This window comes from Streptomyces sp. NPDC085481 (assembly GCF_044541845.1).
Taxonomy (GTDB): domain Bacteria; phylum Actinomycetota; class Actinomycetes; order Streptomycetales; family Streptomycetaceae; genus Streptomyces.
The window spans coordinates 17,572-29,980 of record NZ_JBITTJ010000012.1 but is presented as its reverse complement, the minus strand read 5'-3'; the positions used below and the strand labels follow the sequence as shown (position 1 = coordinate 29,980).

General features: G+C 74.6%; 6 protein-coding genes. 2 read left to right on the top strand and 4 right to left on the bottom strand.

The window, feature by feature from the left end; translation table 11 throughout:
• Positions 1-79: 79 nt before the first annotated feature.
• A complete protein-coding gene (locus ACIGEZ_RS23890) occupies positions 80-835 on the top strand; it encodes an HAD family hydrolase (RefSeq protein WP_399834677.1) in 756 nt (251 codons plus the stop codon).
• 15 nt (positions 836-850) lie between these two features.
• On the opposite strand, the gene ACIGEZ_RS23885 is transcribed toward ACIGEZ_RS23890, so the two are convergent.
• The 3 genes from ACIGEZ_RS23885 to ACIGEZ_RS23875 form a co-directional block, all read right to left on the bottom strand.
• Positions 851-1,954, bottom strand: coding sequence for a trypsin-like serine peptidase (locus ACIGEZ_RS23885; protein WP_399834283.1), 1,104 nt, complete (start codon positions 1,952-1,954; stop codon positions 851-853).
• Between the two features lie 19 nt (positions 1,955-1,973).
• Entirely contained in the window at positions 1,974-7,232 is a 5,259-nt protein-coding gene (locus ACIGEZ_RS23880; protein ID WP_399834281.1) for a trypsin-like peptidase domain-containing protein, read from the bottom strand.
• A gap of 132 nt (positions 7,233-7,364) precedes the next feature.
• Positions 7,365-8,225 (bottom strand): DNA/RNA non-specific endonuclease, encoded by an 861-nt coding sequence (locus tag ACIGEZ_RS23875; RefSeq protein WP_399834279.1) that lies wholly within the window; start codon positions 8,223-8,225, stop codon positions 7,365-7,367.
• Positions 8,226-8,332: 107 nt separating this feature from the next.
• Between ACIGEZ_RS23875 and ACIGEZ_RS23870 the strand changes: the two genes are divergently transcribed.
• On the top strand, positions 8,333-9,151 hold the full coding sequence (locus ACIGEZ_RS23870) for a caspase domain-containing protein (protein WP_399834277.1): 819 nt from the start codon (positions 8,333-8,335) through the stop codon (positions 9,149-9,151).
• 47 nt (positions 9,152-9,198) lie between these two features.
• Here ACIGEZ_RS23870 and ACIGEZ_RS23865 read toward each other — a convergent pair whose 3' ends face one another.
• Complete coding sequence (locus tag ACIGEZ_RS23865; protein WP_399834276.1) at positions 9,199-12,234, bottom strand: AAA family ATPase; 3,036 nt, start codon at positions 12,232-12,234, stop codon at positions 9,199-9,201.
• Positions 12,235-12,409: the final 175 nt, after the last annotated feature.

Below are 12,409 nucleotides of genomic sequence, written 5' to 3'. Positions count from 1 at the left end.
CCCCGGAAGGTATGCCCCGGATGAGGTTCCGGGAGTTCCCCCTCGGGCGCTCTACGATCGAGGGGTGATCAAAGGCGTCATGTTCGACTTCTCCGGCACGCTGCTGCGTGTCGAGTCCACCGCCCACTGGCTGGACGCCGTCCTCACCGAGAACGACGTCCCGCTCTCCGGCGACGAGTTCGCCCACACCGTGGAGCGGCTGACCGCCCACGGTGCCCTTCCCGGCGGCCCGGCCCCGCAGCGGCTGCCCCGGCGGCTGCGCCGGCTGTGGGCCGAGCGCGACCTCGATGCCGAGCGGCACCGGGCGGCGTACTCCGGGCTGATCAAGGAGGCCGGGGTCACCGAGCCGGAGCTGGTACGCGCCCTCTACGACCGCCACATGGCCCCCGAGGCCTGGCATCCGTACCCCGACACCGCGCGCACCCTGAGCGAGCTGAGCCGCGGCGGCGTCTCCGTCGCCGTGGTCAGCAACATCGGCTGGGACCTCCGGCCGGTGTTCCGCGCCCACGGCCTCGACGAGTGGGTCGACGTCTACGCCCTGTCGTACGAGGTCGGCGTCCAGAAGCCGGACCCCGCCATCTTCCGCTTCGCCTGCGAAGGGCTCGGCCTCGCGCCCGCCGAGACGCTGATGGTGGGCGACGACCGCACCGCCGACGGCGGCGCCGAGGCCCTCGGCGCGCGCGTGCACTTCGTCGACCACCTGCCCGTCGACCGCCGCCCGGACGGGCTGCGCCCGGTCTTCGGCCTCCTCGGTGACGCCGCCGCCCGGCGCGTCGACCCGCTCCGACGCCCTGTCGAACCGGCCTCGGACGACGACGCGCGGAAGGCGCCCTGAGTCAAGGCCGGTCCGTCACACCCAGTTGACCTTGGCCTGGGCCAGCAGCGGGTCGTCCACCAGCTCGAACAGCGGCACGGCCACGTTGCCGATCCGGTAGCGGCCGCCGAAGTGGAGGCCGAGGACGCGGTGGTCGGTGAGGTCGAAGACCGGGGAGCCGCTGTTGCCGCCGAGGGTGGAGCAGTCGTGCCGCATGACCAGGTCACCGGGCGTGAACTCGGTGGCCATGCCCGGCTGGAGGCGCTTCACGTTGTAGATGTCCATGAAGATCCGCCGCATGGACTCGGGCTCGTTGCGGCGCCCGTCCCACGCCGGATAGCCGATGACGTACACCGGCCGCCCGGGCACGCTCGCCGGGGCGTCGGCGGCGACCGCGAGCGGGGTCGGCAGCGGTTCGCCGTCGGGAGGGGCGATCCGCAGCAGCGCCATGTCCACGTCCGGGTGGATGCCGATCACTTCGGTGACCTCGTACGGCAGCGGGCCGGCGGCCGGCACCGGACCGGGGGCCTGGTGGACCGGCAGCTCCTCGCCGGGGTCCACCCGGGCGGTCATGCCCTCCTGGAAGGTCCAGCCGGCCCCCTCCGAGCGGCTGAACTCGGCGGCCACGTGCCGGTTGGTCATCACCGCCTCGGGACCCACCTGGAAGGCCGTGCCGATCCAGTCCAGGCTCGGATGGCCCGTGACCTCGACCCTGCCCACCCGGGCGATCGACTCGTGGATCGCGGCCCGGCTCGCGTCGAGCACCGCCCAGTCGCCCGGCTGCGCCGCGAAGTCCTGCCCCTGCACGAGGATCGCGGGCCGGCCCTCCAGGAGGACGATCGCCTCCACCCCGAAGTACTCGTCCTCGTCGATCTCGTCGGCCCGGTCGTCAGCCAGTTTCTCCAGGCCGGTGACGCCCGCCTCCAGGACCCGGGCCCGCTCCGCCTGGGCGAACCGGGAGATCTCGGTCGCGGGAGCCGCGCCGGGCGGCAGCTCCACCGCCGACTCCTCGATCTCGATCTCCGCCTCCAGGTCCGACCGCACCCGGGCGGCCACCTCGCGCAGATCGCCGAAGACCTGCTCGGGTCCGGTCGCGACCGGTGAACCGCTGTGCGAGCCGCTGCGTGATCCGTACCGCATCTCCCGACACCTCCGACTGTCACGGCTCTTCGAAGAGGGCCGACTGGGCCGCCATGATCTCGTCGTACAACTCCGGCCGGTTCTCCCGCAGATGGGTGAGGATCCGGCTCATCTGGGTGCCGACGTTCACGAACGCCGTCGCCCTTCCCTGGAAGTCGACCTCCTCGATCCGGCGGGTGCCTCGGTGCAGGGCGACCACCTGCCACTCGTCCGTGAAGACGGGGGAGCCCGACGACCCGCCGCGGGTGTCGGTGAAGTAGACGACGTCCCGCTCGTCCGCCTGGTAGACCAGGTTGTTGCGCAGCGCCACCCGCTTCGGCCGGCCGCCCGGGTGCTGGATGATGTTGACCGCGACCGGCTCGCCCGCGCCGGACGCCAGCGGGACCGTCGCCACCCGCAGCACCGGCCGCTCCCGTTGCACCGCCGCGAGCCGCATGACCGCGTAGTCGAGCGTCTCGTCCCAGGCCACGAGCGCGCCCGCGGTGGCCTCCTCGGTCTCCGTCTCGTCCGCCCCGTAGTCGAACCGCGAGCGGGAGTTGCGCACCTGGAGCTGGAGGTCCTCGTCCGCGACGACGGTGCGCGGGGTGCCGGGCGTGCGGGTGCGGGCGCTGACCACGTGGTGGTTGGTGACGAGCAGGCCCGGTGCGATGAGCCAGCCGGTGCCCGCGTGCGGGTAGGCGGGCTGGAGCGGCGCCCCCGACTCGTACGGCGGGACGCTGATGCGGGCGACGGCCGCACCGGCCCGGAAGCCGCCCTGCAGGAACTCGAAGGGGACCGTGTCGTCCCGGAAGACGACCTCCTCCTTGATCTCACCGGGCAGGAAGTCCATCCGGAGCTCGGGCTCGCCCGACGCGTCGCGCGACACGTGGTCGAGGGCGCGCTGGAAGACGGCGACCGGACCGGGCTCGGCCGTGAGGGTGAGGGCGTTGCGCAGCCAGACCTCCAGCGGGACCGTGCCGTCGATCAGCCGCTCCACCCGGTTCATCGTCAACAGGTCGGAGCGGACCTGCTCGAACGGGGTCTCGCGGGGCGGCAGTCCGGACCGGAACTGCGGTGTGGTGCCAGCGAAGAGCCGCGACCGCAGCGCGGTCTCGGCGAGCCCGGCCTCCACCGCCGCGCCCTGCACGCCGAGGAGGGCCTCCTCGGACAGGAACGGCACCGTCCGCCAGGCCGCCTGCGCGGAGTCGGGCGGCGGGGTGGCGCCGACCAGGCCCGCGCGCCCGGGCAGCGGGCAGTAGCCGTGCGCCTGTCCTGGTGCGGGCGCGGGCGAGCCCGCGTCCATCGCGGCGGCCACGCCGAGCAGCAGGTCGCCGCTGCCGTCGCGGAGCATCAGGGCCCGCCAGGCCAGGCTGTCCAGGGTGCCGTGGCGGCGTGCCGCCTGCAGCGCCTCCTCGACCTGCGCGTGGGGCAGCGCGTGGACGTGCGTGGCCGTGGTGGACACCGGGGGCGGCGGCCCGGCCGGGCCCTCCGCACCGGTGGCCGCCGACTCCAGGATGCGGGTCAGCGGCTCGCGCAGCTGCGGCTCGTCGGCCATGGCCGTCTCGATCCAGCGGGCGAGCGCCGCCACCACCGCTTCGTCGTCGCCGGGCAGTCCCACGAGCCGCAGGGTGTGCTCGAGGACCTCCGGGTCGACCCGCCCGGCGGAGGCGGCGGCGGCCCGGGCCAGGGCGGGCTGCTCGGCCAGCGCCTCGTCGGGCATGCCGCGCAGCGTACGGGCGAGTCGTCGGTCGGTCTCCTCGGACTCCCCGTCCGCCGCGGCCGCGAGCCGGGAGCGGGCCACGAGGACGCCCATCGACTCGTACGGCAGGCCGAGACCGGTCGCGACGGACTCGGCCTCCTGCAGGCTGCGGTCGGCGTCCGCGAAGTCGCCGGCGTCCTGTGCGAGCCGCGCGGACAGCTGCAGCAGCTCCAGGCGGGTCTCCGCACAGCCGGCCTCCTCGGCGCCGTCGACCGCCCGCTCGGCGGTGGCCCGGGCGTCCGCGGTCCGCCCGGAGCGGGCCAGGGACTCCACGAGCAGGGCGTGCAGCCTGCTGCACGGCGTCCACGGCTGCCGCTCGGCCAGCCGTTCGGCGGCTGCCTCCACATAGCCCTGGGTGAGCAGGTCCTCGACCTCGCGGGCGGCGATCCGCTCCCAGTCCTCCTGGTCGGCCTCGGCCATGATCTGGTCCGGTACGTGCCCGCCGATCCGGCCGAGCAGGAAGGCGGCCGAGCGGGGAGGCATGTCGCGGTCCGCGCCCGCCAGGTAGTTCTCCACCCCGGCCTGCCAACGCCGTTCCACCGTGCGGGGGTTCTCGCCGAGCCGCAGCCGGTGGTAGATCTCCTCGGCGCGGTCCCGGATGCCCTCGCGCGCCGCGTAGAAGGCGATCGCCCGGGTGTCCACGGCCCGCATCAGGTCGGTGCGGGCGCTGTCGGACAGCCGCAGCATGATCGAGCGCAGGTCGGAACGGTGCCGGATGGCCTGCGGCCCGGCCGACTCCATCAGGTCGAGCCGGGAGGTCAGCAGACCGAAGAAGCGGCCCGCCTCGGCGGTGGAGGCGGGGGCGAGCCCCGCCGGTGCGGCGAGGACGTCGCGGAGGAGCTCGGGGGTGATGACCCGCAGCGCGAGCCCCGCCTGGACCAGGGCGCGGACGTCCGGGTCGGCGACGTGCTTGAGGATCCGGTCGTACAGGGTGCCCTGGATGAGCATCTGGTCGACCCTGTGGTGGAAGTAGCGGCGTCGCGAGGGCAGGGTGCGCAGCAACTCGCCGAGCGAGGCGGACTCCTCGCCGAGGACCGAGACCGTCTGGGCCGCGAGCTTCAGGCTGAGCGGATTGCCGCCGACCCGGTCGTACAGGCTCCTGGCCACGGACTCGTCGTCGACACCGCTGGACATCAGCAGGTCCACGGAGGGCTGTTCCTCGAGCTCTCCCAGCTCCATGGTGCGCGGGGCGATGACCCGCGCGGGGTGGTCGATGGGTGCCCGGCCCGCGACGACCCACCGCAGCCGCGGGTAGGCGGCGCGCAGCGCGGTCCACACCGCCCACATGCGGGAGATGGCGGGCGAGCCGCGGTACTGCGCCTCCTCGAAGGAGTCGAGCGCGATGACCAGGGGCGGGTCCATCTGCCCGGCCGGGGTGGCGGCGGCCGCCGCCACCAGGGTGGCGAGCTCGCGGGCGAGATCCTGCTCGTGGGCGCTGGCCCGGGCGTGGAAGCCGGCCGAGTAGTCGCGGCCGATGGTGACCCGGGTCGCGGACAGCCGGTTCAGCTCGTCGAGCTGGTTGCGTTCGCCGCGCTGTTCCGCGGCGGTCTCGCCGCAGCGGTCGGCGAGTGTGTCGAACGCGGCCCGGTGGCCGGGGTACTGGATGCCGAGCTGGCGGGCGGCCTCGGCGATGACCGTCGCGGGTTCGTGGATGGAGAGCGTCGGGCGTTCGAAGTCGATGTAGGCGAACGGGAATCCGTCGGGTGCGGCCTCGCGCAGGCTGTCGAGGAGGAAGCGGGCGAGCAGGGTGCTCTTGCCGATGCCGCCGATGCCGTACATGAGGACCGGTGGCTCGGCGGGCTCGGTGGGCAGGGCGATGTAGGAGCGCAGCGCGTCGAGTTCGCGTAGCCGGCCGTGGAAGGTGCCGTGTGCCAGGAGCCGCATGGGCTGGAGCAGCCGGGCCCGCTCCAGGTGGTGCTGGACGTCCTCGGCGGTCGGCAGCAGTCCCTCCGTGCCGGGCACGTGGCCGAGCCACAGGACGGCCTGCAGGGTGTCGGAGAGGTCCTCGACGCTCAGCTCGGCGAGGGCGGGCGGGGCGCCCGACAGCAGGGCGAGCGCCGCGCGTTCGACGCACGGACCCTCGGGGAGGGCGTCGGTGTTCGCCTCCAGGGCGGCGCGGGCGGCCGCGGGACCCGCGATCCCCCGCAGGGCCGCCTCCCGCACCTGTGGGCTGAGGACCCAGCGCAGGGAGCGCTGCGGGGCGGCGAGGGCGGTGCAGTCGTCGACGAGTTCGAGGGCCGCCTGGCCGGTGGCCCGCGCCTCGCCGGGGAGCCTCAGCTGTACGGGGTCGAACGCGTCGAGCAGACAGGCCGCCTCGCGGTAGGCGCGGCGCAGCTCGGAGAGGGCGGGGGCGGGCGGTGCGGTGGGCAGGCGCATTCCCCAGCGCGGCGCTTCGGCGGCGTCGCCGCCGGGCGTCAGGCCGAGGCGGGCGCGTACGACCTCCTCGACCGCGGTGCACACCCGGCGCATGTAGCTGTCGGCGTGGTCCGCCGCCTCGGCCACCCGCAGCACCTCGGCGACCGTGCTGTCCACCAGACCGGGCAGCAGCTCCACGGGCGGGGCGTCGGGCGCCTCGGCGAGGAACCGCCCGAAGAACTCGCGCAGTTCGTCCGCCCCGACCGCCCGCGCGGTGTCTCGCACCTCGTTCTTGCGGATGTCGTACGGGAGTTGGCGCATCGCGGTGGAGTAGCCGAGCAGCACGAGCCGGGGCACGGCGTCCCTCCGTACCGCCGTGTGTTCGTAGATCGCGAGGGCGAGCTTGCCGATGCAGTCCCAGACGTCGGCGTTCGGGTCGAGCTGGTCGCACTCGTCGAGGACCAGCCAGAAGCGGTCCTCGGCGGCGGTGGCGCGGCTGACGATCCGGTGCACGGCGTCGTCGAGCGAGGGCAGTGGATCGTTCAACTGTGTGGGGTTCAACGGAAGTCCGTCGACGCTCGGACCCGACACGAACTCGGCGAGCCGCCCCACGAGCCGCGCCGCCGTCGAGGTCCGCGACAGCGTCACACGCACCGGCCGGAACCCGCAGTGCTGGCCCAGATGGCGGATCAGGTGATACGTGTACGAGCGCCCGCTGTCCGGCTCGCCGTCCACCACCAGCACCGTCTGCTCCGGGTCGGCCACGAAACGGCGCAGCTTCTCGCGCAGCTCGGACCGGTCGATGAACACCTCGGTGCCGCCCCGCAGCACCAGCGTCTCGAACGGGTCCTGTGCGGAGTGCCGCACCTCCTCGTCCTCGCGCAGCCGGCCGAGCAGCGAGCGCACCTCCGTGCCCCGGCCGACCGCGTCCGCCGCGTCGAGCCGGTCGAGCGCGTCGAGCCTGGCCAGCGCGTCGAGCAGCCGCCGCTGGTGCGCGACGTCCCGGCGGGCCGCGCCCACGATCCGGCGCGCGTTCTCGTCCCGGTCGGGGGTCAGCGGGAGATCCGCCACGAAGTCCGTGGTCAGGGCGGTGCCAAGCAGCCGTGTCCGAGGATCGGGGTTGTCCAGAAGATGGTCCCGCACCCAGCTGGTGACGAGGCCCCACTCCGTCTCGGTGAGAGGCATGACGCACCTGCCCGGCCGCCCTAGCGCCGTAGTAGAGGACGGACTGACTGATACCTGCCATCGTCCTCCCCGGCCGGGCGGGCCGCAATCGCTGCCCGCCCGGCCGGCCGGCGTCCACCGGGCGCGGCGGGCTCAGGTCTGCATCGCGATGTCCTCGTACGATTCCAGGCGCCGCCAGCGCTCCTCAGGCGAGCGCATCGGCGGCATCAGATCCACGTCCGGCAGCGGCCCGAACTCCAGCTCGGTGATCTCCGCGACGTCCGAGACCGGCACCTGATACGTACGGAACGGCCCCAGCGGCGGCGGTGCGCCCGCCTTCGCCCCGGCCAGCGCCCGCTCCGCGTCCCGGCTCAGGTCCGGGCTCTGGTCGAGCACGTACGCGGTCGAGGCCAGCGCCCCGTCCTGCATGAACGCGGCCACCTTCCAGAAGCGCAATGGCACCTGGATGCCCCGGTAGGGCGGGTCGGAGTCCTGCAGGACCGGACCGGTGAGCACCACCAGCTTCCGGTCGAACTCCGCCGCGTGGTCGAGCAGGTAGTTCTCCAGGCCCTGCCACAGCTGCTTGCCCTGGTTGAACACGTCCGCCTGCGGGGCCGCGTTGGTGAAGTGGAAGGTGTCGACGTTCGCCTTGTTCCCGACCGCCGCCGCACCCCACACCGGGTCGAGCCGGCGCACCAGATGCCCGCGGTCCAGGCTGTTGTTCCGGTAGACGTCGTCCCCCGCCTGGTGTTCCCGCGGCAGCCGCGGATCGAACTCCCAGACGTCGTCGCGGGGCACGTCCTCGAGGAGCTCACGCCCCTCGATGGCGACGGCGGTCGACGCGGCGAGCCGGCGGTCGGGCCGGAACACCACGGTGAAGTGGGTGTACGGGAGGATCACCGTCTCGACCGACGCGCGCGCCGGCAGCGCGAGCGGCACCGCGGGGCCGAGGAAGTTCTCGTCGTAGCCGGTGCGGTCGGCGAGCAGATCGTGCCGTGTGTCGCTTGGGTTCATACGATGTAAGTACCGCGAAGGGGAGGGCTGCCCACGGCACCGGACCCCCAGGCCACTCGATCAGACGCCCCCCGGTGCCCCCTCCACTCCGGTCAAGGAGGCATCTCATGCCCACTGGACTGTCACTGCACGTCGGACTGAACAGCGTCGATCCCGACCGTTACGACGGCTGGGACGGTGCCCTTGTGGCCTGCGAGAACGACGCCCGGGACATGGCGCGGCTCGCCCGCGCCGCCGGCTTCTCCGACACCGTGCTGCTCACCCGCGAGGGCACCGTCGACCGGATCACCGCCGCACTGCGCGACGCGGCGCAGCGGCTCGCCTCCGGCGACACCCTGCTCTTCACCTACTCGGGTCACGGCGGCCAGGTCCGCGACGTCGCCACGGGACCCGACACCGAGACCGACCGGCTCGACGAGACCCTGGTCTTCTTCGACCGGCAGTTCCTCGACGACGAGCTCCACCAGGAGTTCCTGCGCTTCGACGACGGGGTGCGGATCGTCACCTACCTCGACTGCTGCCACAGCGGCAGCAGCATCGAGATCCCCGGAGCCCCCGGCGCGGACGCCGCGGGCCGCTACATGCCCGAACCCAAACAGGCCGAGCTCTACGAGCGTGACCGGGACTTCTACGACGACCTCCAGCGCTCGCTCGCCAAGGCCGCCGCCGCCAGGAACGACGGCCAGGGGCCGCCGGTGCTGCTGATCTCCGGCTGCCAGGACAACCAGACCGCCGCCGACGGAGCGGTCAACGGCGCCTTCACGGAGGCGCTCCTGGAGGTCTGGGGCGACGGCGCCTTCCGCGGCGACTACCGCGACTTCCACCGGGCGATCCAGGGCAAGCTGCCGCCCACTCAGAGCCCGAACCTCTACACGACGGGAGCGCCTTCGAACGCCTTCCTGGAACAGCGGCCGTTCACGGTCTGACCCACCGCCACCGGCACGGCCCGCACGCCGTCACGGCCTGGGCGTCGTCACGGCCTGAGGGCCGTCGCGAGCTGGGCGCGCGAGCGCACGTCCAGCTTCTGGTAGATCCGGGTCAGCCGCGCCTCGACCGTCTTCACGCTCAGATACAGCTTCGCCGCCGCCTCCTGGTTGCTGGCCCCCTGGCCCACCAGGCGGGCCAGGCGCAGCTCCGCCTCGGTCAGCGAGGACAGCGCGGGAAGCGCCTCCTCGCCCGCCGTGCCCTCGCCCGCCGGGCCGGCCGGCGTCTCGCTCGCCAGCGCGAGCCACGGCGTCGCCCCGGCCCGTTCGAACACCGCCGCCGCCGACTGCAGCGCGGCATGCGCGGCCGACCTGCGCCGGCGCCTGCGCTCCACGCGGGCGAGGGCCATCAGCGCCCGGCCCCGCTCCAGCGGCAGGCCCGCCTCCGTGAACCGCTCCGCCGTCCGGGTGAGCAGCTCCACGGCCTCGTCCGTCCGGCCCTCCGCCGCAAGGCAGAGCCCGAACGCGCGGTCGCAGCCGAGCAGCACCGCCGTACGCCCGAGCCGCTCCGCCACCGGGCGCACCTCCGCCAGGAGCGCCACGGCCTCGTCGGCGGCGTCGTGCGCGAGCAGCGCCTCCGCCAGCTCCTCGTGCCAGCGCAGCATCGAGGGGTCGACGGTGAACTGCGCCCGCTCGTTCGCCTCGACCCGGCGCAGGGTCTCCAGGGCGGCGGCGACATCGCCGTTGACCAGCTGGACCCGGCCGAGCGCGTACAGGCTGCGCGAGAGGAAGACCCGGTCGCCCTCCTCCTCGGAGGCCTGGACGCTGCGCCGGGCGTAGCCGGCCGCCCGGCCGAAGCTGCCGCCGGCCGTCTCCGCGAGCGCGAGGGCGTACCAGGCGGGCCCGGGGGAGAGCCCCGCCTCCAGGGTGAGCGCGAGCGACTGGCCCGCGTGCGCGAGGGCCGCCGAGCAGGGCCCGAGTCTGGACTCGATCTCGGCGAGCGTGCTGAGCAGTTCGATGGCGTCCTCGACCGAACCGCGCCGCTGCACCAGCGGAAGCAGCGCGTTCAGGTGGTCCCTGGCGTCCACGAGCCTTCCGTCGAACAGAGCGTGACGGATCGTCAGGATCTGTGCCGCGTTGCGGATCCCGGCCGGACGCTCGGCCGTCTCCAGGGCGCGGGCCTGTGCGAGCACCGCCTCCGCGTCCGGGGAGCCGAGCGCCCGCTCCATCCGCGCCTGTACGGTCAGCGCCTGCGCCGCCGTCCGCGGATCGCCCATCGAGGCGGCGAGCGCGGCCGACTCCACCGCGGCGGCCCGCGAGCGCAGCGGATCCCCGTCCGCGAGCACGTACTTGACGGCCAGCCGGAGCTGCACCGCGGCACGCAGCGCCGTGTCGCCCTCGGAGTCCTCCATGGCGTGGACGTACATCTCGTCGAGGCCGGTAAGCCCCTGCCCCGCCGTGTCGAGTACGGCGAGCCGGGCCCGCACCCGGTCGGCGGGCACCGCGTCCCGGGCCAGCAGGTCCGTCGCCGCCCGCATCGCGAGGTCGGCCCGTGCGGCGCGGGCGGCCTCCTCGGCGGCGTCGACCAGCCGGGCGATCCGCCGCGGACCGTACTGTCCGGGCGTCGACTCGGCCGCGAGCAGCGCGAGTTCGGCGGCCAGCGCGCGGTTGCCGCGGCCCCGGGCGAGGTCGGCCGCCGCGGCGACCTCCGCGGCCAGCTCCTCGTCCGGCGCGTCGGTGGCCAGCGCCCGGTGCCGTACGGCCTCCACGGCATCGTCCACGACGTTCGCCAACGCCGCGTGTCCCGCGCTGCGTTCGGCCCAGCAGGCGTCGTGCACCAGGGTCGAGGGCAGCAGCCCGGCCGTGAAGGTGACCGAGCCGTCCTCGGCGAGCGACACCAGACCGGCCCGCTCGGCCGCCGCGAGGTCCGCCTCCGCGTTCGGGCGCCCGGCCCGGCGGACCAGCGCCGCCGAGGGCCGCAGCGCGAGCGCCGCGAGGAGCAGGGTCTCGCGTACGGACTGCGGCGCCGTGCCGAGCAGCTGCCGGGCCAGGTCACGAGCCCGGCCGGACAGCGTCAGCGCCTCCGCGTGGTGCACCGGGGTACGGGCGTCGGCGAGCGAACGGCCCACGGCGAGCGCCAGGCGCGGATTGCCGCCGCTCGCCTTGTGGATCCGCCCGGCCATCCGGGAGGGCAGCCGGTGGTGGATGAGGAGCGCGGCGATCTCGTCGGCGTGCAGCGGCGGCACGAGCAGCACGTCCGCCTCCGACGGCACCCACAGGTGGGTGTCGTGCGTGTCCTGGGAGCCGTACGCCTCGTACGCCTCCGGGGTCTCGACGGCCACCACCCGCAGCGCGGGCGGGGCCAGGTGCAGGGCGAAGCGGAGCAGGTCGGCGCTGTCGGGATCGATGTGCTGCACGCCGTCGACGACGAGCAGCGCCGGGCCGCGGGCGGTGAGCGCCCGCAGGATCCGGGCGATGCCGAGGCGCAGCGCGATCGGGTCCCAGCCGCCGTCGTGCAGCGGCGCCTCGCGGCACAGCATGGCGACGGCGGTGCGCTGCGGCCCTGGCAGCCCTTCGAAGACCCCGGAGGCGGAGACCCCGAGGGATCCCGGGGCGCCGACGAGGGCGACCTCGGGCCCGGAGCCGTACGAGGGCGGGTGCGGGGCGGAGGAGGCGGCGTCCGGCCCCGTCCCGCCCGGCGGTGCGGTGTCCCCGGGCGCGCCGTCCGCCCCCGGGGGCTCGTCCCCCGCGGCCGCGGGCCAGCCGGCCGCGCCCGGGGCGGCCACGCCGGGCCAGGTGACCGTGGCCGCGACGGTGGCGACGAGGGCGGCGGCGGCGGCCCCGGGTATGTCCCGGTCGGCCGGCAGTGTGGCCAGCCACAGCACCGTCTCGCCGCGCGCCTCAGCGCGGGCGGCCTCCGCCAGGGCCACCTCGGTCTTGCCGACCCCGGCGGGACCGGTGAGCAGGGCCCGGCCCCGCGCGTGCAGCACCCGTTCCAGACGGGCGAGGAGTTCCTCCCGGCCGACGGGCGCCGGCGGTCCCGCCACGCCCGCAGGACGCGCGGGGAGCTGCGGTGCTGTCGTCATCTGTCCACCCCCCTCACCCTCCGGTGCTCGGGCCCCGGCCCATGAGCCCCGATGGGCAGAGAATACGGAGCTCAGCGCCCCAGTCCAGGCCCCTTGTCCGGCATACGGACAGCGGACGCCGGTCAACCGCGCGTGACCGGTACACGGAAGCGCCCGTGGTGTAGACCACGGGCGC